Here is a 23,320-nt window from a genome sequence, read left to right on the forward strand (position 1 = left end):
GTGCGGTACTGGTCCTGGCGATTGGCGGTGAGCACCCGGCCATAGGTCGTCGCGCGCGAGCGGAACGGCCGCAGCGCCACGAACATCAGCACGCCGATGAGGATGGCGAACGAGGTCATCACCGGCGAGATGAACAGCGACACCGCGAGATAACCGGCCAGTAGCACGGCGGTTTGCACCAGCATCAGCAGCGAGAAGGCGGCGGCCTGTATGCGATCGATGTCGCCGGTCAACGCATGATCGAGATCAGAACTGCGTGTGCGCGCGAAAATGCCCCAGCGCGCTCTGCCGATGGCCTCGAACAGATCCATGCGCAGGCGGTTGACGAAGTCATAGAGCAGCCGCGCCATATAGACGGACTTGAAGCGGTTGAAGCCTGCCTGCAGCGCGACGAGGCCGACGAGCAGGCAAAGCACCGTCGCCAGCCCAAGCGTCCCGCCAGGCACCAGCCAGTACAGGACAGGGTTGTCAGGCAGCCTGATCGCGAAATCCTGGTCGGATCTGCCGATAAGATGCAGCAGCGGGACGAGCAGCAGGATCGAGATGCCTTCGGTCAGGCTGCCCAGGATGAGGAAGACGAGCGCGATCCATGTCCGCCGCCCGCCGATCCGGGCCATAACGGCGCCGAAGCCGGCAATATCCCGAACCAGCGACAGGCGAAGGATTTTGGCCATGGCCCGTCTCACTCCGGCCTGTTGCCGGACGCCAGGTCCCGTTCGATCAGCGCGACAGCCTCGCCGATCCGGTTCAGCCCGGCCGGCACTTCGAGGCGATGCACGCCGATCCGGTTGGCCAGCCCCGCGCATTGGCGAAGATGCATGGCGGCGAAATCGCCGACCAGCGCGGCGCGGCCGAAGCGCGTCACGTAGGAGAATTTGATGAGTGCCGACAAGGCGCCAGGCCCCGCATGGGGCGAGATCGCCGCCCTGTCGCGGCGCTGGAGAATGTAGATCCGCGTTGCCGCAACCGCGCCGCGGGCAAATCCGCCATGCAGGCGGTGCTGCGCCTTGTCGATGGCCGGATGCGCCTGCGGGCGGATTTCCGCTTGCCGGATCGGGATGGCGGCGGCGGCATCGGCGGCGAGCTTCAGCTGCGGAAAGGCGGGAATGATCACCGGTCCGTCCGGCCTCGACATATCCACCGCCACGACATCGTCGGTCAGCAACCGGTGCCCGGCGCTGATCATCGCGCTGGCCGTAGTCGACTTGCCGGCGCCCTTGTCGCCCATGAAGATCGCGCTCCTGCCGCCGACGGCGATCGCACTGGCATGCAGCACGAGCAGGCCGCGCTGGTGCAGAAGCAGCGCCATGACCGGCCCCAGCAGCGGGAAGGCGATCAGCTGGTCGTCGATGCCGGGCACGGGCTCGATGTCGATGCGGCGGGCATCGCTGATCAGGAAAGCGCCGACCGCCTCCCAGGCGAGATACTGCCGCGCCGGCTCGAAGCGAAAGGCGGTTCCGGCCACGAGCTGGGGTCCTGGATGGTCGATCGGGCCCACCGTGATCACAATGTCTGGCTCGGCCGGCGCCGTGGCTTCCAGTTCGGGCAAGGCCACCTCCGACCTAATCGTCAGCCCATAGGCCCGGTAGAAGCGGCGTTCCCGGCCGCTCTTTTCGACCGGCTCAGCCGAATTCTGACGGAGTGCGGGCGCGAGCGAACCGTTGAACGACATCATGCGTGGCTCCCGCCGATTTTGACCTGGCGCAGCCAGAGCGACAGCGAGGTCGAGCGCCAGACATATTGCACGTCCAGCGGCTCCGCCTCGTGCGGCCGCCGCAGGATGCGGGCATAGGCGGCGGTCACCTCCGGCAGGTTGACATAGGGCTCAATCAGGCCGGCGTCCGACACCAGCACCCTGTCCAGCAGGTCGCGGTGGTTGCCGACCATGCCCTTGACTAGGTTGGCCGTGAAATCGATCTTGTCGCGCCGCCACTGCACTTCGGGCGGCAGAATGCCGTCCATGGCGCGGCGCAGCACGTAGCGGCCGAAGCCGCTGCTCAGCTTCTCCTTGCCCGGCAGCGCCAGGCAGAACTCGACCAGCGGCTTGTCCCAGAACGGATAGCGCGGCTCGACGCCGAAATTGGCGGCGGCCTTGTCGAGCACCTCGAAGGCGTGCGGCACCAGCCCCGTCGACAGGATCCAGCGATGCGTCAGCGCCTCGCTGGCGCTGACGCTGGAGGGCATGTAGCCGGCCCTGTGGAACCGTTCGGCGAGCTCGGTTCGCCGGGCAAGCTCCGGGTTGACCAAGCCGCCCCAGCCACGCGGCGCAGGCGCCGGCCCGCGCCGCAGCCTGCCGAGGACGCGATTGGCCATCCCCATCAGTTTCGCGATCCGCCAGGCCGGCCCGTAGACGGTCAGGAATTTGAAGTACATGCCGAGCATGCCGTCGCCATAGGTATTCGAGGCGCCGCGCAATTCCCGCCACAGCTCCATCCACCTGCCGGCATCGGCCAGCTCGTGCAGATGGCCGTGGCCTTGCGACACCACCTCGTCGCCGCCATGGCCGTCGAGCAGCACCTTCATGCGCTGCGCGCCGGCGGTCCGGTAGATGCTGCGGGTCAGCGACAGGCCAGGCGCCAGGAACGTGCCTTCCTGCTCCTCCAGGATGCGCTCGAACTCGGCGAAGGGCGCATAGTTGCCCACGCTGATCAGCGTGCTGTCGAGGCCTGGCCTTTCAAGCACGGCGTCGATGAAAGGCTTCTCGTCCATCGAGGAGCCTTTCTCGAAGATCAGCGAGAAGGTCGGCAGTCCGGGCTTGCGCGTCGCGGCTCTCGCAAGCCCGGCCACGCAGGCGATTGAGGAGGAATCGAGGCCGCCGCTCAGCATCGCGCCGACCGCATCGGTTCCGCGCATGCGATTGTGGACCGACTGCTTGAACAAATGTCCGAACTCCTCGGCGGCATCCGACCGGAGCGGCCGTCCCGAGGGTTGGATCTGCCAGTAGCGGCGCAGCACCACCTGGCTGTCCGTCACCGTCAGGCTGTGGCGGGCCGGCAAGCGGAAGATGTCGGGGTAGGCGGTGGATTGCGGATCATCCGTCAGCCCGGCCAGGAAGCCGGAAATCTGGTGCTCGCTGATGCGCGCGCTGGTGTCGTCGAGGCCAAGGATCGGTCCGATCTCCGAGGCGAAGGCGAAACGCCGGTCGCTCGCGTGATAATAGAAGGGTTTGACGCCGAAATGGTCGCGGGCGCAAAACAGCGCCCGGCGTTCGCTGTCCCAGATGGCGAAGGCAAAGTCGCCTTGCAGATGGGTGGGGCTGGCATCCCCCCAGGTGAGATAGGCGCGCATCACAAGCATGGCGTCGGCGACCGACTTGTCCCGGATGCCGAGCCGCGCCAGCAATTCGTCGCGATTGTCCAGCCGGCAGTCGGCGGTGATCGCCAGCCTGCCGCCGGCCATCGTCAGCGGACCCGGCCCGGCTTCGTCGGTCGTGTTCAGCCAGGCATGGCCGAGGGCTATCGCCGTGTCCGACCACCACGAGGCGCCGTCACGGGCGCGATGCCGCATGCGCGCCAGCATTTGCTGGATGTCGGCGGCGGTGGCGGGTTTGCCAGCCCGTCTGGACAGGATTCCGGCGACGCCGCTCATCGTTCACTGACCGTGGTCGACGAGATGGGCAAACCCGGCAAGGGAGCCGCCAAGCACGATCTGATTGCCGCTCATCAGCCAGGCATGCGCTTTCAGTTCGGCTCCGGTGTCCTGCGCGATGCCGATGCGTATTCTCGAGGTGTTGCCTTGGCGGGCGAGGAGGTACTGGCCCGACAATGCCTGGGTCAGGCAGCTCGCATGGGGAACAAGGCGGGCCGCGGCCGCGACGCCCCAGGCGACGCGTCTCAGATCGGCGACGCTGGCCGCCTCGCGCGCGTCAAGCCGGGTCACCAGGCGGCGAACGCGGTTGAAGGAAAACAGCGTCAGCCCCAGCCGCACGGCGGCGACCACCACAATGCAGCGCGCCAGGAAGAGCATCTCCGCACCGCTGAGCGAGAGGAGCCTAGATAAGTTCCTCATGGTGGAGCCTCGCAAGCCCTGCCGCGGCCAGGCCTTTCAACAGTCCATCGACGTCGGCCTTGCAGCGCGCTGGATCGACGTCGTAGCGCGTGAGCACCGCGGCGCGGATGTCGGCAACCGGGCGCGGCTCCTGGATCAGTTCCCAGATATAGGCGCCGACACTGTTCAGGCTGTAATAGATGTTGGTTTGCAGATTGAGCAGCGCCAGTCCGTTGCCGAATTCGCAAGCCACGGCGTCGCTGGTGGCTGTTACGCGGTCTCGATCCGCCGGATCCCACGTCATCCTAAAACCTCGCTACAAAACGCTACGCTTCGTCAGTTCCAGGAAGGGATCGATCGGCATCAGCCGAGTCGCCCCGAGAGGTCATCGTTGAGATGCCCAGGGCCTTGTGCCGGTCCGGTCGCGGCCTCAGGCAGGAAGCCGGGGGATTGGGCCCCCGGCTTCCCGAGAAGACGTATTCGGAGCCCCAACTTTGCGCCCCGGAACACAATCAAGCTCAAGAGAACGTAAGCTGGTCGAAAGGCGTATGCGCAGGGAATGCTGCGTCGAGCGCCGTCGTGCCCGAGCCGCCCTGCGTGATCGTTTCGATCGAACCGTGAACCGTCAGGCTCGGCGTCTCGTACTCTTGCTTTTCAACATTCTGTTCCATTTTACTCTCCGGTAAGGACTGGAAACGGCCTGTCGAGTGCCGGCAGCACATTGCTATGCTGCAACGCAATAGCTGCATGGCACCCTAAATGAGTCAAGCATGATTTACCAACCATTAATCAATTCTTGGTTGCGCCTGCCTTGGTTGGTGATCAAGCCTTTTGCAGGCATATCCTTGCTATGCCCTGCAAAGGGAGTTCAACGCCGAGTCGGCGGCGCCAATTTAAGCATTTGATTTAATTATTATAAGTCCTTCTTGACTCAAAATGCTCGCATTATAGGAATGAAGAATTTGTGCCGGATGCGCCCGAATTCGTGTCGAATCGCAGGCTCGAACTGGGTCGCCTGTCGAGTTGCCCAAGTGCCGCCCATGTAAACGCTGTGGTTGCAGGACTCCGCCGCGACAAAGCAATGCTGGACGGCTGCGGCGATTTTGGCGATGCTTTTCTTCGCAGTTGCAATATAACACGCTGGGCGGATTTTTTGCGAGGACCTTGTCGGGAATGGCCGTGCAGGAAAGTGCTTACCAGAGGCTACGCGCCGCCGACTGCGCCGACGAAGTCGACTACGTTCAGGTGTGCCTGAGGCTGTTTTTCGCGCCCGGCCCGGGTGCGGTGGCAGTCGGCGTGCAGGCGCCGTCCATCTCCACCGCCGTGGTTGCCGACATCGCCAGGCTGAACAAGGTTGCGATCTTCGTGCTCAAGGCCTTGTCCTATACCAAAGCCGGCGAAGCGCCGTCCGAACTGCTCGGCTGGCTCGACACTTACCGTCGCCGCACGGTCTCGATGAATTCGTCCGGCATCATGGATTCCTTGGCCATTCATCAGGCGCTGCGCGAAAGGCATATCGATTTCGTTTTCCTGAAAGGGCCGTTCCAGCAGCAGTTGCTCTATGGCGATCACTTCATGAAGCCGTCGGGCGATGTCGACATCCTCGTCTCGCAGGCCGGCTTTGCAAAGGCGCGCGAGGCGCTGCGCGCGATGGGCTACGAGGTCGCCGGCAAGTCGCGTTCGCTGTGGTGGCTGCGTTTCCTCGGCGAGCAACACATGATCCGTGGCGATGACGCCAGGCCGTCCACCGTCGACCTCCACTACCGGCTGCAGCAGCCCGGCTCGCCGAGCCCGCGTGACACCGACGGCTTCCTGCGGCGCAGGCGCGAGGTCGGGATCGCCGGCAATCATGTGCCTTTCATTTCGGCTTCCGATACGCTGCTCTTGTCCTGCATCAGCGTCGCCAAGGCCTTCTTCAACCGTGAGCCCTGCGCCGGCTATGTCTGCGATGTCAGGGCCAGTGCCGGCCGCCTCGGCGAAGCCGAACAGCGGGACCTGCTCGACTACGCGGCCGGGCAGGGGCTGGAGGATACGCTGCTGCTGGGCCTCAGGGCGGCCGACGTGCTGTTTGGCGGCGCGGGTACGCTGCTGTCGGAGCGCGCCACGCGGATACTGTCGCGCATCGACGACGCCGACCTCCTCCACATGGTGATTGCGCCCTGGCTGTCCTCTCTGCGCTGGCCCCTGCGCAGGACGGTGCTTTGGGAACTATGCGGCCGCGCGCCGGTCCGCTATCTGGCCGAGGCCGGCTGGGCGGCTTCGGCCGATCTCAGCCGACGCATTTTCGAACGGCCGGCAGTCGGCTAAGCAGGCAGCCGGTGACGATCGTTTTGGGGCACAGGGGCAGGAAATTCGAAACAGACTCGTTCGATCGAGAGGTCAATTGATGTCCAGCACAGCTTCCCGGGTCTGCGTGATCATCGCCGCCCGTAACGCCGCCCGAACGATCCCGGCCGCCATAGCGTCGGCGCTGCGTGAGCCGGAAGCGGCTGAAGTCGTCGTCGTTGACGACGCCTCCACCGACGACACCGCCGAGGTGGCGCGCGCCGCCGATGACGGCAGCGGCAGGCTCAAAGTCATGCGCCTCGATGTGAACCGGGGGCCGTCCTCTGCCCGCAATGCCGCGATTGCCGGCTCGAGCTCACCCTTCATCAGCGTCCTCGACGCCGACGATTTCTTCCTCGAGGGCCGCTTTCGCAGGCTGTTCGCCAGCACCGACTGGGATTTCGCCGCCGACAACATCATGCTGATCCGGGACGACACGGCGACCGATGTCTCAAAGGTCGTCGCCCCGTCCTTTTCGGCCGATCCGGAATTCCTCGACTTCGAGCGTTTCGTCGAAGGCAACATCTCCAGGCGCCGCGTGCAGCGCGGCGAACTGGGCTTCTTGAAGCCGGTCATCAGCCGGGCCTTCCTCGAACGCCACGGTCTGCGTTACGACGAGAACCTGCGCCTCGGCGAGGACTATGAGCTCTATGCCCGCGCCGTCGCCTGCGGCGCCCGTTTCAAGGTCATCAGGTCCTGTGGCTATGGCGCCATCGTGCGTGCCGATTCGCTGAGCGGTCGCCACAAGACGCAGGATTTGAAGCGCCTTGCCGACGCGGACCTGGCGTTGCTTGCCATTGATACGCTGCCGGAGACATCCAAGGCGGCGCTCAGGAAACATGAGCGCCATGTGCGCGACAAATACCGGCTGCGCAATTTCCTCGACGTGAAGGCCGAGCGCGGCCTGGCATCGGCCGCCGCCTATGCGCTGGCCAGCCAGTCGAACCTGATCCCGATCGTCCGCGGCGTTGCCGCTGACAAGCTTGAGGCGCTGTTTCGCCAGACCGGCCTTGCCCCCAAGCGGCCGGTGCCGCCGCTGCGCTTCCTGATGGCCGCTCAGGCTGTTGAAAAGTAACCCGGACCGCGGCGCTGCAGCGATCGCGGATCGGAAAAAATCGCCTTTCCCAAACTCCGAGGTTGCCTATGCGGCCCCGGAATGGCAGTGTATGTTGCGGTGCAGCAATTTTGGAAGGCCAACCGGATGGCTTCGATATTCGGCTTCAGATCCAGGGCTCCGGCCCGGGACCGGCAGACCGATCTCCAGCGCTACGATCGTCTCGCAAGGCTACTCGATCAGATCGCCGGCGAGATCGAGGCGGAGAAGGCCGGACTTGAGAATCGCTACCGGTCGAAAGCGGCGAACGCCGCTTTCCTGGTCGAGGCGATGGAGAACGGATCGGCGTCGACAGGCAAGTCGTCGGAAGTAAGCGAGCTGACGAAGTCGATCCTGAACTGCGAGCGGCGCATTGCCGAGCTTGCTCGCCAGAACGGCTTGATGAAGGAACTGCGTCATTCGCTCGACGCGATTGTCGACGAAAGTGAGCAAGGTTCCGATTCGCGGACCGGTTTCGTCAAGTCGGCAGGCGGACGCTGACGGCACGAGATGAAGTTTGAAGGGCACAACTTTTTGGTACGAGGCACAGGTAGGCAGTTCTAGGGCGGAGGATCGCAAGCGGCTCGCGGAGGCGGGCCATTTGATGACTTTTGGGTTGGGGCGGACAGCACAAAGGTGAGTTGGTATGAACGCAGATCCGAAGACTATCCCCATCGTCGCGGTCGATGTCATGCGGCCAGAGCCGAGTGTGGGCCTGCGGCGGCTATCCATGGCTGGCGCGTTCCTTGTAGTGGCCGCAAGCCTGGTTGCAGCCCCGCAACCATCCCATGCGCAGGAGGTGCAGAGCGCGCCTTCATTCGTCGATGATTTCAAGAGTCTCGACCGGTCGCGCTGGTATGTTTCCGACGGCTGGTCGAACGGCCCCCACCAGAACTGCACCTGGTCGAAGAGCCTGGTCGGGCTTTCCGACGGCGTGCTGACACTCGGCTTCGAGAAGCGCCAGACGAAAGACCGCGAATTCGCCTGCGGCGAGATCCAGACCAAGAAGCGCTATGGCTACGGCACCTATGAAGCGCGCATGAAGACCGATACCGGGTCCGGGCTTAATGCCGCCTTCTTTTCCTACATCGGCCCTGCCGACAAGCAGCCCTGGGACGAGATCGACTTCGAGGTCCTGACCAAGGACACCTCGAAGGTCCAGGTCAACACCTACATTTCCGGCAAGCCGAAGAACGAAAAGCTTGCCGATGTCGAGGGTGGCACCGACAAGGGCTTCAACGACTACGGCTTCGTCTGGGAAAAGGACCGCCTGCGCTTCTACGTCAACGGCAAGCTGGTCCATGAAGTGACAAATCCGGAGGAATTGCCGACCCATTCGCAGAAGATATTCTTCAGCCTCTGGGGCAGCGATAAGCTGACCAACTGGATGGGGCCCTTTTCGGACCCTGGCCGCAAGGTCACCATGCAGGTGGAGCGTGTCGCGTTCACGGCGCTGGGCGAACCATGCCAGTTCAAGGAATCGCTGGCGTGCAGCATAAGCAGCGGTGCCAACAGCAACTAGCGTATGGTTCCGAACCGAAAGCCAAGCGTGACAGAAGCGGGGACCGCTTTCGGAATCATGCTTAAACAGGAAACAGCCGTGGGGATCACGGCCAGGCAACATCTGAACCGGCCGGACCGAAGACGGCCTTGAACAGGAACAAGAACGAATGAATCTGACCGTCTTTGGAATTGGCTATGTCGGCCTCGTGCAGGCCGCGGTGCTCGCGGAAGTCGGGCACCAAGTGGTGTGCGTCGACATCGACGAGAAAAAGGTCGAGCGGCTCAACCAGGGCCTGATCCCGATCTTCGAGCCCGGGCTGGAAACCCTCGTCAAGGAGAATCACGCGGCAGGCCGCATCCGTTTCACCACGGACGCGGCCGCCGCCGTCAAGCACGGCCAGATCCAGATGATCGCGGTCGGCACGCCGCCCGGCGAGGACGGGTCGGCCGATCTCAAATACGTGCTCGCCGTCGCCGAGGCCATCGGCCGCGAAATGGAGGCGCCCAAGATCGTCGTCGGCAAGTCGACCGTGCCGGTCGGCACCTGCGAGAAGATCAAGGCCAAGATCGCCGAGACGCTGAAAGCCAGGGGTCGCGAGGATCTGGCTTTCGACGTCGCTTCCAACCCGGAATTCCTCAAGGAAGGCTCGGCCGTCGCCGACTGCATGAAGCCGGATCGCATCATCGTCGGCACCTCGAGCGAGGACACCGAGGCAGTGATGCGCGAACTCTACGCGCCGTTCAACCGCAACCACGAGAAGATGATCGTGATGGACGTGCGCAGCGCCGAGTTCACCAAATACGCCGCCAATTGCATGCTGGCCACCAAGATCAGCTTCATGAACGAAATGGCCAATCTGGCCGAGCAGCTGGGCGCCGACATCGAGGAGGTACGCAAGGGCATCGGCTCCGATCCCCGCATCGGCTACCACTTCATCTATCCCGGCCTCGGCTATGGCGGCTCGTGCTTTCCCAAGGACGTGCGCGCCCTGATCAAGACCGCCGAAGGCGTCAAGTTCGACGCCAAGCTGCTGCGCGCGGTGGAGGAACGCAACAACGAGCAGAAGTCGGTCCTGTTCGACAAGGTGCACCGCTATTTCAAGGGCAACCTCAAGGGCAAGACCTTCGCGCTCTGGGGCCTGGCCTTCAAGCCCAACACCGACGATATGCGCGAGGCGCCGTCGCGCACGCTGATGGAGGCGCTGTGGCAGGCCGGCGCCAACGTGCAGGCCTTCGATCCCGAGGCGATGCAGGAGTGCCAGGCCATCTACGGTCTGCGCGACGATCTTTTGCTCTGCGGCACGAAGGAGGCCGCGTTGCGCGGCGCCGACGCGCTCCTGATCTGCACCGAATGGAAGAGCTTCCGCGCGCCCTCCTTCGACGCACTCAAGGATGCGCTGACCACGCCGGTGATCTTCGACGGCCGCAATCTCTACGACCCCAAGGTCATCGCCCGCTACGGCATCGAATATTTCAGCATCGGTAGGCTGGCGGCGTGAGGGCAGAGCGGCACAATAAGGAGCCAGGGTCCATGAAAGTTCTGTTTGCAGGGGGCAACGGCTACACGCCACAATTCAGCGGTGGTGTTCAGTCGAGCACGCACCATCTGGTCGAGCAGTTGCGCGAAAACGGTCATGAGGCCTCGGTCCTGGCGGCGCTGTTCGGTGACGGCATGTTCGGCTTCAAGGCTCGCGCCAAGATGAAACTGCTCCGCCAGCGCGCCGTCATCGACACGTTTCCCGGTTACCCGGTGGTGCGGGCGTGGTTCCCCTGGGAGGCGGCGGGCTTCGCGGTCGAAAGGCTGAAGCCCGATGTCGCGGTCGTGCAGTGCCACAAGTCGGTGCCGATCGGCAGGGAGCTGCAGGCGCTGGGCGTGCCGCTGGTCGTCTATCTGAGGAATGTCGAATTCCATGAACTGGCGGGCGACCTGCGCGAACTGCGCGCGGCGCTCTACATCGCCAATTCGGAGTTCACCGCCCGCACCTACAAGGAAAAATTCGGCATCGATTCGACGGTGATTCCGCCCACCATCAATCCCGGATCTTACAGCACGCCGACGACCCGCGAGTTCGTGACGATGATCAACCCTTACAACGAAAAGGGATTCGAATTGGCGGTCCGCATTGCCGGCGAATGCCCTGAAATTCCGTTCCTGTTCGTCGAGAGCTGGATGCTTGACGACAACCACCGGGCCGAGATCGAAAGGACCATCGCCCCGCTGGGCAACGCCACGTTGGAGAGCCGCACCAGCGATATGAAGACGGTCTACGGCCGGACGAGGATTCTGCTTGCGCCCAGCAAATGGGAAGAGGCGTGGGGCAGGGTAGCATCCGAGGCCCATTGCAGCGGCATTCCTGTCGTCGGGTCCCGGCGCGGCGGCCTGCCGGAAGCGATCGGCGCCGGCGGCGTGGTGCTTGACTACGACGCTCCGCTCGCCGACTGGGTCGCGACGGTCAGGCGATTGTGGAGCGACAAGGCCGAGTACGACAGGCTTTCGGCGGCGGCGCAGCTGTTTTCAGAGCGGCCGCAGATGAACCCCGATAAACAGTTCGCGACATTTCTGGATGTTCTCAACAACGCCAGGCGAAGCGGCCTGGAGCGTGCCGCCTAGTCGTTTTCCGCGCAAGCGAATCGCTGGCCGACCTCGAAAGATCATCTGATCGATGAAGATTTGCTTCGTAGTTGATAAGTTCCCCTCGTTATCCGAAACCTTTGTCCTCGACCAGATAGCCGGATGCCTTGAGCACGGCATGGAAGTCGGTGTCGTCTGCAACGAGACGACCTTCGGCAAGGATCGCAACATCGACGATCAGCGCTGGCAGGCGCTGCCCGGAAAGGTCGTGTGCTGGTGGGGTAGACTCGGCCGTTATCGACCGCTGCTCAGGAAATGGTCCGGGAGGCTGTGGGACAAACTCTCGACCGCAATCGATCTCTTTCACGCGCACAAGTTGCAGGAGGCCGACGTCATCGTTGCGCATTTCGGCACCAATGGCCTGCGGGTCGCCCGCGTCATCAAGCGTGGCAGGATTTCCGCACCCCTGGTGACGATATTCCATGGCAACGATGTCGGCGGGCCGATGCATGACAAGACGCTTGCGCGCTACAGGACGGTCTTCGAAAAAGGCGTTCTCCAACTGCCGGTGAATGCCTTTTTCCGCGACGCCCTGATCGATGTCGGCGCATCGCCAGCGAAGGTCGTGGTGCACCATATGGGCGTGCGGCCTGGTGAGATCGAGTATCGGTGGCGGTCCTGGGAGCAGGACGCACTGTCATTCATCTCTGTCTGCCGCCTGACCGAGAAGAAAGGCATCGAATACGCGCTTCGCGCACTTGCAGCCCTGCCGCGCCGTGACTGGACCTATTCGGTGATCGGCGGCGGCGAACTCCTGGAAGAGCTGAAGCGGCTTGCCGCCGATCTCGGCATTGCCGACAGGGTGACTTTTCTCGGCCCGCGCCCGCATGCTGAGGTCAAGCAGCGCCTGCGCGATGCCCATGTGTTCGTGCTGCCCAGCGTCGGAGCCCGCGATGGCGATGTCGAAGGCATTCCGGTTGCCTTGATGGAGGCCATGGCCGCTGGGCTGACCGTGGTCAGCACCTATCATTCGGGGATTCCTGAACTGATCGAGGACCAGAAGACAGGGTTCCTCGCGCCCGAGCGGGACGTCGCGGCGCTAGCCGGCAAACTCACCTGGATCGCCGAGAACGCGAAGCTGTGTGAGCCGATCGCGCTCGCAGCGCGAAAGAAGATCGAGGCAGATTTCAACGCGGAGGTGCTTAACGAGCGGTTCGCGCAGATTGCAACGCAGCTTGGTGAAATGAGATCGCCCATATGAATGCCCCCCCGCCTCCTCCTCAATTTGGTCGCGTCGCCCTGCGCGGCGGGCTGGTCACGGCCGGCGCGCAAGGCTTCAAGATGGCGATACAGTTCATTTCGGTCGTCATCCTCGCCCGCCTTCTTGTGCCCGAGGATTTCGGCCTGGTAGCGTCCGTCGGACCGATCGTTGCCTTTGTCGGATTGTTGCAAAACCTTGGCCTGCAGCAGGCGCTGGTGCAGCGCAGGGACATCAGTGACAGGCAGCTCAATCAGGTTTTCTGGGTCAGCGCCCTCGTCGGACTGGGCAGCTCCGTCGTCGTTGCGGCTCTCGCGCCGGCCATTGCCGCGTTCTACGGCGATCAGCGCATGTTCGGGATCACCATGGCCTCTGCTCTGCCGCTGCTGCTTGGCAGCATTGCCGCGGTGCCGCTGGCGCTGATGAACCGCCATCTGCAGTTCGGCCAGCTGGCGATCAACGATGTCGCAACCGCCGCTGCCGGACTTCTCGCCGCCGCGATCGCGGCCTGGGCGGGAATGGGCTACTGGTCGCTGGTGTTGGGGCCGGCAGTCGCGGCAGTCGTTGCGCTCGCGGCAGCATGGCTGGTGGTGCGTTGGACGCCGTCGCGGCCGGACCTGAAAGTCGACGGCGACATATTGTCGTTCGGCGCCAATCTGACCGGCTTCAACCTCGTCAACTTTTTCTCGCGCAATCTCGACAACATCCTCATCGGAAAATATTCCGGTGCAATCGAGCTCGGGTATTACGACCGCGCTTACAAGCTGCTGCTGTTTCCATTGCAGAACATCACCCAGCCGCTGACGCGCGTGATGGTGCCTCTGCTCAGCCGAATTCACGAGGACAAGGCGCGGTTTCGCGACCTTTACGTGCGAACCAACTGGATGCTGGCGGCCGTAACCATGCCTGGTATCGCGGCGCTGACGCTGACCTCGGAACAGGTTGTTGCGCTCCTTTTCGGGCCGCGCTGGACCGCCGTGGCGCCTATTTTTGCTTGGCTCGGCATCGCCAGCCTGATGCAGTCCGTCTCAAGCACCACGGGGTGGATATTCATCTGCCAGGGCAAGACCAAGACCATGTTTCATTGGGGCATCTACTCGTCGCTGACGACGGTCGCCTCCTTCATCGTCGGCCTGCATTGGGGCGCTGTCGGCGTCGCGGCCGCCTACGCGATCAGCGGCTACGTGCTGCGCGTTCCGGTGCTTGCCGTGCTGGTCCACCGTGTCGGCCCGGTAACTGCCGGCGATTTCCTGATCATGCAGGGGCTCTTCATTGTCTCGTCCCTGCTTGCCTGGCTGGCCTATCTGGAGCTGCCGGCGTCGCTCACGGGTCAATCAGACCTTCTCGCCGTGGCCCTGGCGCTTTGCCTCAATTACGGGCTTGCCCTCATCCTGATGCTGATCTTTCCCCAATCGCGCGGCATGCTTTCCGCCACCCTTCCCAACATCGCGCGCAACATCCGCTGAAGCGCCCCGAACAAGTGGCTTCAGCAAATCTGTGGCCGACATTGCCGAAGCATGCTCTTCAAGCACGGCCTGCAGGCTGGTACGGCGATACTGGTCGAGGTTGGCGGCAAACCTGCCGAGCTTTTCGGCTGCCTCCTGCGGCGTCATCGTGTCGATGTCGAGCAACAGGTCTGCGACACCGACGCGCTTGGCGACTTCCTTGGTCTTGAATTCATAGGCGATCGGCAGCACAGGCGTGCCGACGCAAAGCGACATGATCATCATGTGCATGCGCGTCGCGACGACGAAGTCGAAGCCTTTCACCAGCGCCATCAACTGGTCCGGGGTGTGGAACGAAGCGTCCACGCTGACATACTTGGCGATCTCCGGATCAAGCTCGGCTACGATTGCGCGCGCCGTCTTGGAATCGTCATGCGCGTATTCCGGCACGCCCTGGCAGGTGGAGACGAAGGTCACTTCCTTGGCGTGATCCCTGACGAGGATGGTTGCGATTTCGCGCACCGAATCGAGATAGCGGCGCATGCCGTCTTCACCGTCATTGACATAGTTCCAGTGGCGGACGGAGATGGCGACGCGGCCCGTTTCCACCGGCGGTTGGGCGGAAGCCAGCCGTTTCCCGATCCTGTCTGTATCGGCGAGCGCAAAGACGGCATCGGCCACGACGTGGCACTTGCCGGGCTCCTTCACCATATCCAGTATGTGGTTTCTGGAGCGCTCGTCGCGAAGCAGGATGAGCGGGCTCCGGTCGAGGATCGGGGTCAGTTCCTGCCGATTGTAACTTTTGTTGAACGGACCGAGGGATTGCGTGAAGAACACGGGATCCTTGCCGAGGATCGCATCGACGCGGAATTGGTTCAGGCGCCTTTCGAGATTGTAGTTCTCGACCAGATAGGTGCCGCCTGTCGTGACCACGAGATCGGCGCTCCGATAGATATCGAGGCTGCGGCGGGCGCTTTCGCCGAACAAGATGCGGCTAATGAAGCCTTCGGAGCCGAAACGCTGCAAAACCTGAAGGACGAGCCGGTTATAAAGCGGTTTTAGCTGGTGTTTCACCCCGTTGCCGTAGCTGTAGCGGAACATGGTTTCCGACAGCAGCTTGTGAAATTCGAGATCCGGGTAATCCTTCTTCGGGTAGAGTTTTGCGGCGACTTCAGGCTGGCTGTCGAAGACGAAGAACCGCGGTTCGTCGCCGACAACTGCCTTGAGGATATGGCGGATCGCCAGCAGAATTGCTGCATCCCCGGTATTCAGGCAGACTGTGTTCTCAACGACGATGTTCATCGTATCACCCCATTCGTGAGTTGGTTCTACGGTCAGGCAGCGGGATCTGGTCGGCATCCGCGCTAGCCGTCCAAGCGCGGCATAGGGCCAACGGTTGGCTGGCGCTCGAGCAAGGCCAAGATTAACGCATGTTTTTTGCAGCGCAACAAAAATGCTCGCTTTCCTTGCTACGCTGCACCAAAAATGTTGCGATGCAGCAAGAGCTGTACTAACTTCGCCGTGGGTGGGCCAACAGCGGTCAAGTTTCATGCTGCATGTCTTGTACCTTGTGCATGACATATCCGACCCGGCGGTTCGCCGGCGGATCACAATGCTCAGGGCAGGCGGGGCCAAGGTGACGCTGGCGGGGTTCCGCCGCACCACCGGCCCGGTTGCCGACATCGAAGGATTGCGCCCGATCGATCTCGGCGCGACGCGCGACGGCCGATTCGGCCAGCGCCTGGCGGCGGTCGCCAAAGCGGCGTTCGGGATCGGCCCCAAGCTAGCGGCGATGCCGAGGCCCGACCTCATCATCGCGCGCAACCTCGAAATGCTGGCGCTTGCCCGCCGCGCCAAGGCCGTGCTCGGGGCCGGGGTCCCGGTTGTCTATGAATGTCTCGACATCCACCGCCTGGTGCTGCGCGACGATCTGGTCGGCAAGGCGCTGCGTGGCGCGGAACGTTATCTCGCCCGCGACGTTAAGCTCCTCGTGACCTCGTCGCCGGCCTTCATCGCCAATTACTTCAAGCCGTTTGGGCAGGTCGCGGCACCTGTCGAACTGGTCGAGAACAAGTATTTCGACACCACGACAGTGACGTCGGATGAGCGATTGAAGACCGAGAATCCCGCAGCGCCCCCTTGGCGTATCGGCTGGTTCGGCGCACTCCGCTGCCGCCGCTCGCTGGAGATGCTGGCCGAGTTCACCCGCCGCCTCAACGGGCGTTTCGAAGTCGTCCTGCGTGGTCGTCCAGCGCTCTCAGAATTTCCCGATTTCCACGCTTTTGTCGAGGCCGAGCCCTGGCTGTCCTTTCGCGGACCCTATCGCAACCCGGAGGACATGGCTGCGATCTACGGCGATGTGCATTTTTGCTGGGCGATCGATTTCTTCGAGGCAGGGCAGAACTCCGAATGGCTGCTGCCCAACCGCCTCTATGAGGGCTGCCGCTTCGGCGCGGTGCCGATCTCGATGGGCAACACCGAAACCGGCCGCTTCCTCAACCAGCAGGACATAGGCGTCCTCCTCTCCGAGGCGACGCCCGAAACGCTCGAAACCGAGCTCGGGCGGATGGAGCAGGAGCGCTTCGGCAAGCTCAAGGCGCGCGTGCTGGCCCGCAACCCGCGGACCTGGAGCTACGACCGCAACGACTGCCGGGCCTTGGTCGACAAGCTGCGTGGCCTTGTGGCGGCGCCGGAGTCTTTCGTGGCCGAAGCGCTGGCATAGTATGGACGGAACCGGATGACGCCAACCGCAAGTCTGATCGTGATTCCGTGCCTGAACGAGGCCGCGCATATCGGCGCGCTGCTCGAACAGCTGCGGCCCGCCGCGCAGAGGCTCGGCGCCCGCATCATCGTCGCCGACGGCGGCAGTGCCGACGGCACGCCGGCAATTGTCGAGGCCATCGCCGCGAAGGATCCCCGCGTCGTCCTGCTGCACAACCCCAAGCGCATCCAGAGCGCCGCGCTCAACCTTGCGGTCGCCGGGTTCGGCGACAGTGCCGATTATCTCATCCGCATCGACGCCCATGGCGGCTATCCAGACGACTATTGCGACCGGCTGGTCGAGGAGGCGTTGGCCACCGGGGCCGATTCGGTCGTCGTCTCCATGCTGACCAGCGGCACCGGCGCGGTGCAGCAGGCGGTGGCGGCAGCGCAGAATTCCAAGCTCGGTACCGGTGGCTCCAAGCACCGGCACCTTTCGGCGGGCGAATGGGTCGACCATGGCCACCACGCGTTGATGCGCATCTCGGCCTTCAAGGCGGTGGGCGGCTATGACGAGACGTTCAGCCACAATGAGGATGCCGAGCTCGACTACCGGCTGCGCCAGGCCGGCTACCGCATCTGGATGAGCGGCAGGACGCAGATGGTCTACTATCCGCGCTCCTCCCTGAAGAGCCTCTATTTCCAGTATCTCGGCTATGGCCGCGGCCGCGCCAGGAACGTGCTCAAGCACCGCATGGTGCCCAAGGTCCGGCAGGTGATCCCGTTGCTGGTCTTCCCGGTCGTCCTGCTTGCCGCCTTCTCCTTCGTCCACTGGCTGGCGGCGGTGCCGTTCCTGGTGTGGGCGGCGGTCTGCCTCGGTTATGGTATCGCAGCCGCCATCGGTCAGCGTAATGCTGGCCTTACGCTTGTGGGCGTGTCGGCAATGGTCATGCATTTCGGCTGGTCCGTCGGATTCTGGCTGCAGCTCCTCGGTCGCCGAGCGCAGCGCGGGGTGGCGTGATGGCCGCCAAGACCCGCTCCATCGACATCTGCGTCTGCACGTTCAGGCGGCCCGAGCTTGCCGACACGCTGCGCTCCATCGCCGCCATGGACAGGCCCGCCGGCTTCGAGATCGGCGTGGTTGTCGCCGACAATGACGATCAGCCAAGCGCCCAGCCGCTGGTCAAGGCGCTGGCGCAGGAGTTGAAGCTGCCGATCCGCTACCGCCACGCGCCGGCGCGCAACATCTCGATCGCGCGCAATGCCTGCCTCGATGCCAGCGTGTTGGATCTTGTCGCCTTCATCGACGATGACGAGACCGCATCGGTCCGCTGGCTGGCCGAACTTGTCGCCACAGCCGAGGCGAGCGGCGCCACCGCCGTGCTGGGGCCGGTGCGGGCGCATTACGGACAGGATGCCCCGGCCTGGATGCGCAAAGGCGATTTTCATTCGACCTTGCCGGTCTGGGTGCGCGGCGAGATCCGTACCGGCTACACCTGCAATGTACTCCTGAGAACCGGCGAAGCGAGCCTGCGCGGCCGCCGCTTCAGCCTGGCGCGCGGCCAGACCGGCGGCGAGGACACCGAGTTCTTCGACAGCATGGTCAGGGACGGCGGCAGCATCGCGTTTTCACCGGATGCGCTGGTCGAGGAGGTGGTGCCGCGCGCCAGGGCGGCGTTCGACTGGCTGCGCCGCCGCCGCTTCCGTTTCGGGCAGACGCACGGTCATCTGATCGGGCACGACGCGAGCGGCTTCAGGCGCGTCGCGCAAGTGGGCCTCGCCTCGGCCAAGGCGGCCTACTGTTTCGGCATGGCGGCGCTGACCGCGATCAGCCCGGTGCGCAGGAACCGCAGCGTGCTGCGCGGCATCATGCATGTCGGCGTCGTCAGCGGCCTCGTCGGCGTTCGCGAGATCCGCCAGTACGGCCTCACCTCCGCGCAGGAAGGAGGCAAGCATGCAGCCTGACGTCAGCTTCGTCATCGCCGCCTACAATTCCGAGGCGACCCTCGACCGGGCGATCGCCAGTGCCCTTGCCCAGCATGACGTTTCCGTCGAGGTCATCGTCGTCGACGACTGTTCGCGCGACCGGACGCTCGACGTGGCGCGCGCCTATCCAGAGGAGATCGTGCGGGTCGTCGCGCTTGAGCAAAATCGCGGTCCCGGCGGTGCCAGGAACGCCGGCCTCGAGGCCGCGCGGGGCCGGTGGGTGGCGGTCCTTGATTCCGACGATGCCGTCTATCCCGGCCGGATCCGCGCCATGATCGCGCGGGCGGAGAAGGCCGGCGCGGTGATCGCGGTCGACAATCTCCAGGTCGTGCGCGAGGACGGCGTGCCCGAGGACACGATGTTCCCGGCCGACTATCTCGAAGGCATGGGCGAGATTTCGCTCGCCGACTACATCGCCGGCAACATCGTCTTCGAGTCGCGCTTCAATCTTGGCTATCTCAAGCCGATATTCCAGCGTGGCTTCCTCGACGAAAAACGCCTTCGCTATGACGAGAAGCTGATCATTGGCGAGGATTACATCCTGCTGGCCAGCGCGCTCGCCAAGGGCGGCAGATGCGTCGTCGAGCCGACGACCGGCTATGTCTATCACATCCGCACCGGCTCCATCTCGCGGGTGCTGGAATTGCATCATGTCGAGGCGATGCGTGCGGCCGACGCCGCCTTCGCCGAGACGCATCTCATGGACGCGGCCGCCGCGGCTGCCTTTGCCAGGCGCAGCCGTAGCCTGCGCCGGGCGGCTTCGTTCCTGTCGCTGGTCCAGCACATCAAGGCGCGCTCGCCGCTCAGGGCGATGTGGACGGCGCTCAGTGATCCGGCGGCGGTGAGGCATATGAGCATGCCGATCGCCGTCCGGTTGCGAAGGGTTGCGGCACAGTTTGCCGTGGGACGGGGAGGTGAGAGTGCGGGCTGACGGAGAGTGGGTTCGGAGCCTGCGGCATATTGAAATCGATCTTCTCAAAAGGACTATGCGATGAAGAAAGTCAGGAAGGCAGTCATACCGGTGGCGGGGCTTGGAACGCGGTTCCTGCCGGCCACCAAGTCGATGCCGAAGGAAATGCTTCCGGTGGTCGACAAGCCGGTCGTCCAATATGCGGTGGACGAAGCCTTCGAGGCAGGCATCGAGCACATCGTCTTCGTGACCGGCCGCAACAAGGCGGTCATCGAGGATTATTTCGACCTGCATCCTGAATTGATCGGGACCCTGGAGCAGACCGGCAAGAAGGCGCAGTTGCAGTCGCTCGAAAGCCTGCTCCCCGTCGCCGGCGCCACTTCCTTCATCCGTCAGCAGTCGCCGCAGGGCCTCGGCCACGCCGTATGGTGCGCGCGCGAGGTGATCGGTGACGAGCCCTTCGCCCTGCTCCTGCCCGACATGGTATCGTTCGGCGGGCGCGGTTGTCTTGCCGAGACCGTCGACCTCTATCAGCGCACCGGCGGCAACGTCATCGCCGTCGAGCGTTGCGAGCCGAGCGAGACCAGCAAATACGGCATCGTCGGCCGCGGCGCCGAGATCGGCACCGGTTTCGAGGTGACGGCCATGGTCGAGAAGCCGGCGCCGGCCAATGCGCCGTCGAACTTCTACATCAACGGCCGCTACGTTCTGCAGCCGGAGATTTTCGCCCTGCTCGGCAACCAGCAGCGCGGCGCCGGCAACGAGATCCAGCTCACCGACGCCATGGTCCGCCTGGCGCAAAGCCAGTCCTTCTATGCCCAGCCCTTCAATGGCCGCATGTTCGACTGCGGCTCCAAGGAAGGCTTCATCGAGGCCACCATCGCCTTTGCCCTGGCCCGCGACGACATGAAAGGACCGGTCTTCGAGATGCTGCAGCAATTCGTCCGGACGCACGAGCGCCGGGAAGAAGCCGCATAATGCCCATCTTTTGGGTGCATATGCGTATCGATGATGGCGCGACAAACGCCGCCGCGCTTGGCCGACCCGGCCAAGCGCTTTCTGGCATGAATGTTGCGTGGTCTCTTCTGGTGACGACGCCAATCTTCGAAGGCCAATAGCGCCTGCAACCTGGAATTGGACCGACGATGAACTATGCCAATTTTCCCCTCGACAAGAGGATGCCATTGCCTAGCGCGGACGCGGAAAAAGGTGAGGACTTCATCGACATCGAACGTCTGCTCGGCATGGCCGCGCGGCAGGTCAAGGTGGTGGCGGTGTGCGCCGTCATAGGCCTGTTCCTCGGCGTAATCTATCTGCAGACCACGCCCAAGCAATACATGTCGGTCGCCAGCGTGCTGATCGACGAGGGCCTGAACAAGGTCGTCGACGACATCTCGGCCGCGTCCGTCACCATGCAGACGGATGCCGCCCTGCTCAGCCAGATCGAAATCATCAACTCGGCCCGCCTGGCATCGGTGGTGGTCGATAAGCTGAAACTCGACCAGAACCAGGACTTCATGAATCCGCCGCAATCGGCTCTGGCCAAGGGCATCGGTTTCCTGCGCGGCGTGATCGGCTATTTCCGCAGCAGCTCCGCCGACGAAATTCCCGGCATGGAGAATGTCGACGCCGCGACGCGCGAGGCCATGAAAAAGGAAGCGAGCCACGACTATGCCGTGCTGAAGCTGCAGAACGAGGTGCAGGCGCAGCGCAACGGCCGCAGCTATGTGATTGCCATCGGCTATCAGTCGCCGAACCCGGCGCTGGCGACGGCGATCACCAAGGCCTATTCCGATGCCTATCTCGCCGACCAGCTCAACGCCAGCTTCGACGCCACCGAACGCGCGGCCGTCTGGCTGCAGGGCCGCTTGGCGGAGCTTCGCGAAAGCTCGCAGAAGGCGTCGATGGCGGTTGAGACGTTCCGGGCCGAGCACGGGCTGTCCGCCAACAGCGACGGGCAGCTGATGAGCGACAAGCAGCTCGCCGACCTGAATGCCCAGCTCATCGTCGCGCAGGCCGATACGGCTCGCGCCAGCGCCCGCTATCAGCAATACAAGGCGATCGTCGACAGCGGCTCCGACAACGCCTTCAACGACTCGGCCATCGCGAGCGATCAGCCGGCCAGCTCGGTCATCACGACGCTCAAGACCCGCTATCTCACCATCGCCAAGCGGCTGCAGGATGTTTCGGCCAATTACGGTGCGGACCATCCCCAAGCGGTCGCGCTTGCCAAGGAGAAGGCCGACGTGTCGGCGCAGATTTTTGGCGAGCTGAAGCAGCTTACCGAAAATTACCGCAACGAGTATGAAGTGGCTCAGACACGTGAGACGGCGCTCAGGCAGAAGATCGCCGACGCGGCAGGCAAGAGCTCCATCGACAACCAGTCACAGGTCAAACTGCGCGATCTGAACCAGCAAGCGACGGCGCTCACCACGCTCTATCAGACGTTCTTGAGCCGCTATGAGGAAGCCTCGCAGCAGCAGTCCTTCCCGGTCGGCAAGGTGCGCATCATTTCTGATGCGACAATGCCGCTCTCCGCGGCAGGCCCGCGCACATCCAAGGTGCTGGCGCTCTTCCTCGTGCTTGGCGTGTTGCTCGGCGCCGGATTTGGCGGCTTGAATGAATTCAACGAGCGCTTCTTCCGGACCGGCGACGACATCCGCGACCGCGTTGGCCTCAAATTCCTCGGCTACCTGCCGACGATCGGCGGCGGCAGATCCGGCAAGGACAACAAGCCCGACGACGCCGAAGCCGATCCCAAGGTCGCCGGCCTCTCGGCGGCGGAAAAGCGGGCGCGAATGCGGGTCAGCATCGACGCGCCGGCATCGATGTTCGCCGAAACGCTCCGCAACGCCAAGATCGCCTTCGACGTGGTCATGGAAGGCCAGGGCAGCCGCGTCATCGGCGTGATCTCGCTTCTGCCCGGCGAGGGCAAGTCGACGGTGGCGGCGAACCTGGCGGGGCTGCTGGCCGCCAACGGCGCCAGGACGCTGCTGATCGATGGCGATCTGCGCAATCCCGGGCTCAGCCGCAGCCTTGGCATGGAAACCGAGCAAGGGCTGATGGAAGCGGTGGTCAGCGGCCAGACCTGGCAGTCGGTCGGCAAGGTCGATCGGCAGACGAAGCTCGCGATCATCCCGGCCGTGCTGCGCGGCCAGTTCTCGCACACCAGCGAGCTGCTCTCCTCGGCCGGCATGCGCCGCTTCATCGACAATGCCAAGGAGACGTTCGAATACATCGTCGTTGACCTGCCGCCGCTGGGTCCGGTGGTTGACGCCAAGGCCTTCGCGCCGCTCGTCGACGGATTCGTGCTGGTCACCGAATGGGGCCGCACGCCGCGCGCGATGGTGCGCTCGATGCTGGAATCGGAGCCCTACGTCGCCAACAAGATCATTGGCGCCGTGCTCAACAAGGTTGATTTGAAGCGGCTCGCGAAATACGGATCGCTCGGTGGCTCCGAGAAATTCTTCGACCGCTATTCGACCTATTATCTGGAGAAGTCGGAGGCGCGCACCAAACAGGCTGCGTGACGCAATTCCTG

At 63.7% G+C, this 23,320-nt stretch carries 20 protein-coding genes and 1 pseudogene; 14 read left to right on the top strand and 7 right to left on the bottom strand.

Translation table 11 applies throughout. The features are described 5' to 3' along the window. From EN745_RS05855 to EN745_RS05880, 6 genes are all read right to left on the bottom strand, one after another. Positions 1–674 (bottom strand): ABC transporter transmembrane domain-containing protein (locus tag EN745_RS05855; RefSeq protein WP_145991984.1); only part of this gene is annotated, 674 nt, incomplete at its 3' end. A gap of 8 nt (positions 675–682) precedes the next feature. Next, positions 683–1,675: a serine kinase gene (locus EN745_RS05860; RefSeq protein ID WP_348630940.1), complete on the bottom strand. Its 993-nt coding sequence runs from the start codon at positions 1,673–1,675 to the stop codon at positions 683–685. After that, on the bottom strand, positions 1,672–3,588 hold the full coding sequence (locus tag EN745_RS05865; RefSeq protein WP_127420756.1) for a lasso peptide isopeptide bond-forming cyclase: 1,917 nt from the start codon (positions 3,586–3,588) through the stop codon (positions 1,672–1,674). Before EN745_RS05865 ends, EN745_RS05860 begins: the two co-directional genes overlap by 4 nt. 3 nt (positions 3,589–3,591) lie before the next feature. Then, positions 3,592–4,008, bottom strand: a complete 417-nt coding sequence (locus EN745_RS05870; protein WP_126056861.1) for a lasso peptide biosynthesis B2 protein — start codon at positions 4,006–4,008, stop codon at positions 3,592–3,594. Further along, the gene (locus EN745_RS05875) at positions 3,992–4,291 is read right to left on the bottom strand and encodes a PqqD family protein (protein WP_126056860.1); all 300 of its coding nucleotides are present in this window, start codon (positions 4,289–4,291) and stop codon (positions 3,992–3,994) included. Before EN745_RS05875 ends, EN745_RS05870 begins: the two co-directional genes overlap by 17 nt. Positions 4,292–4,505: 214 nt before the next feature. Continuing rightward, complete coding sequence (locus tag EN745_RS05880) at positions 4,506–4,658, bottom strand: lasso peptide (RefSeq protein ID WP_126056859.1); 153 nt, start codon at positions 4,656–4,658, stop codon at positions 4,506–4,508. Between the two features lie 502 nt (positions 4,659–5,160). On the opposite strand from EN745_RS05880, the gene EN745_RS05885 reads away from it, so the two are divergent. From EN745_RS05885 to EN745_RS05920, 8 genes are all read left to right on the top strand, one after another. Further along, on the top strand, positions 5,161–6,294 hold the full coding sequence (locus EN745_RS05885) for a nucleotidyltransferase family protein (RefSeq protein ID WP_126056858.1): 1,134 nt from the start codon (positions 5,161–5,163) through the stop codon (positions 6,292–6,294). Positions 6,295–6,373: 79 nt separating this feature from the next. After that, positions 6,374–7,387, top strand: a complete 1,014-nt coding sequence (locus EN745_RS05890; protein ID WP_127420757.1) for a glycosyltransferase family 2 protein — start codon at positions 6,374–6,376, stop codon at positions 7,385–7,387. A 126-nt stretch (positions 7,388–7,513) separates the two neighbouring features. Beyond that, the gene (locus EN745_RS05895; RefSeq protein WP_126056856.1) at positions 7,514–7,906 is read left to right on the top strand and encodes a hypothetical protein; all 393 of its coding nucleotides are present in this window, start codon (positions 7,514–7,516) and stop codon (positions 7,904–7,906) included. Positions 7,907–8,135: 229 nt separating this feature from the next. Beyond that, positions 8,136–8,927: a glycoside hydrolase family 16 protein gene (locus EN745_RS05900; protein WP_245455273.1), complete on the top strand. Its 792-nt coding sequence runs from the start codon at positions 8,136–8,138 to the stop codon at positions 8,925–8,927. Between the two features lie 148 nt (positions 8,928–9,075). Continuing rightward, the gene (locus tag EN745_RS05905; RefSeq protein ID WP_126056854.1) at positions 9,076–10,407 is read left to right on the top strand and encodes a UDP-glucose/GDP-mannose dehydrogenase family protein; all 1,332 of its coding nucleotides are present in this window, start codon (positions 9,076–9,078) and stop codon (positions 10,405–10,407) included. Positions 10,408–10,439: 32 nt separating this feature from the next. Then, the gene (locus EN745_RS05910) at positions 10,440–11,519 is read left to right on the top strand and encodes a glycosyltransferase (RefSeq protein ID WP_127420759.1); all 1,080 of its coding nucleotides are present in this window, start codon (positions 10,440–10,442) and stop codon (positions 11,517–11,519) included. 52 nt (positions 11,520–11,571) lie between these two features. After that, the gene (locus tag EN745_RS05915; RefSeq protein ID WP_127406696.1) at positions 11,572–12,741 is read left to right on the top strand and encodes a glycosyltransferase; all 1,170 of its coding nucleotides are present in this window, start codon (positions 11,572–11,574) and stop codon (positions 12,739–12,741) included. Beyond that, positions 12,738–14,204 carry a lipopolysaccharide biosynthesis protein gene (locus EN745_RS05920; protein ID WP_127400052.1) on the top strand — a complete coding sequence of 489 codons (1,467 nt, stop codon included), beginning with the start codon at positions 12,738–12,740 and terminating at the stop codon, positions 14,202–14,204. Before EN745_RS05915 ends, EN745_RS05920 begins: the two co-directional genes overlap by 4 nt. Before the next feature lie 225 nt (positions 14,205–14,429). On the opposite strand, the pseudogene EN745_RS36830 reads toward EN745_RS05920, so the two are convergent. Then, positions 14,430–15,764 (bottom strand): annotated as a pseudogene (locus EN745_RS36830) (polysaccharide pyruvyl transferase family protein); the annotation flags it as partial. Here EN745_RS36830 and EN745_RS05930 point away from each other — a divergent pair. The 6 genes from EN745_RS05930 to EN745_RS05955 all read left to right on the top strand — a co-directional run bounded on the left by EN745_RS05930 (position 15,733) and on the right by EN745_RS05955 (position 23,309). Next, positions 15,733–16,905 (top strand): glycosyltransferase, encoded by a 1,173-nt coding sequence (locus tag EN745_RS05930; protein WP_127407613.1) that lies wholly within the window; start codon positions 15,733–15,735, stop codon positions 16,903–16,905. The pseudogene EN745_RS36830 and the gene EN745_RS05930 overlap by 32 nt on opposite strands. Positions 16,906–16,920: 15 nt before the next feature. Continuing rightward, the gene (locus EN745_RS05935) at positions 16,921–17,904 is read left to right on the top strand and encodes a glycosyltransferase family 2 protein (RefSeq protein ID WP_127420760.1); all 984 of its coding nucleotides are present in this window, start codon (positions 16,921–16,923) and stop codon (positions 17,902–17,904) included. Continuing rightward, the gene (locus EN745_RS05940; protein ID WP_127420761.1) at positions 17,904–18,848 is read left to right on the top strand and encodes a glycosyltransferase family 2 protein; all 945 of its coding nucleotides are present in this window, start codon (positions 17,904–17,906) and stop codon (positions 18,846–18,848) included. The genes EN745_RS05935 and EN745_RS05940 overlap by 1 nt, the downstream gene beginning before the upstream one ends. Next, a complete protein-coding gene (locus tag EN745_RS05945; protein WP_126056848.1) occupies positions 18,838–19,800 on the top strand; it encodes a glycosyltransferase family 2 protein in 963 nt (320 codons plus the stop codon). The genes EN745_RS05940 and EN745_RS05945 overlap by 11 nt, the downstream gene beginning before the upstream one ends. 60 nt (positions 19,801–19,860) lie before the next feature. Continuing rightward, on the top strand, positions 19,861–20,757 hold the full coding sequence (gene galU, locus EN745_RS05950; protein ID WP_126056847.1) for a UTP--glucose-1-phosphate uridylyltransferase GalU: 897 nt from the start codon (positions 19,861–19,863) through the stop codon (positions 20,755–20,757). A gap of 167 nt (positions 20,758–20,924) precedes the next feature. Beyond that, positions 20,925–23,309: a polysaccharide biosynthesis tyrosine autokinase gene (locus EN745_RS05955; protein ID WP_127420762.1), complete on the top strand. Its 2,385-nt coding sequence runs from the start codon at positions 20,925–20,927 to the stop codon at positions 23,307–23,309. Positions 23,310–23,320: the final 11 nt, after the last annotated feature.

This window comes from Mesorhizobium sp. M4A.F.Ca.ET.022.05.2.1 (genome assembly GCF_003998845.1).
In the GTDB taxonomy this organism is placed as follows: domain Bacteria; phylum Pseudomonadota; class Alphaproteobacteria; order Rhizobiales; family Rhizobiaceae; genus Mesorhizobium.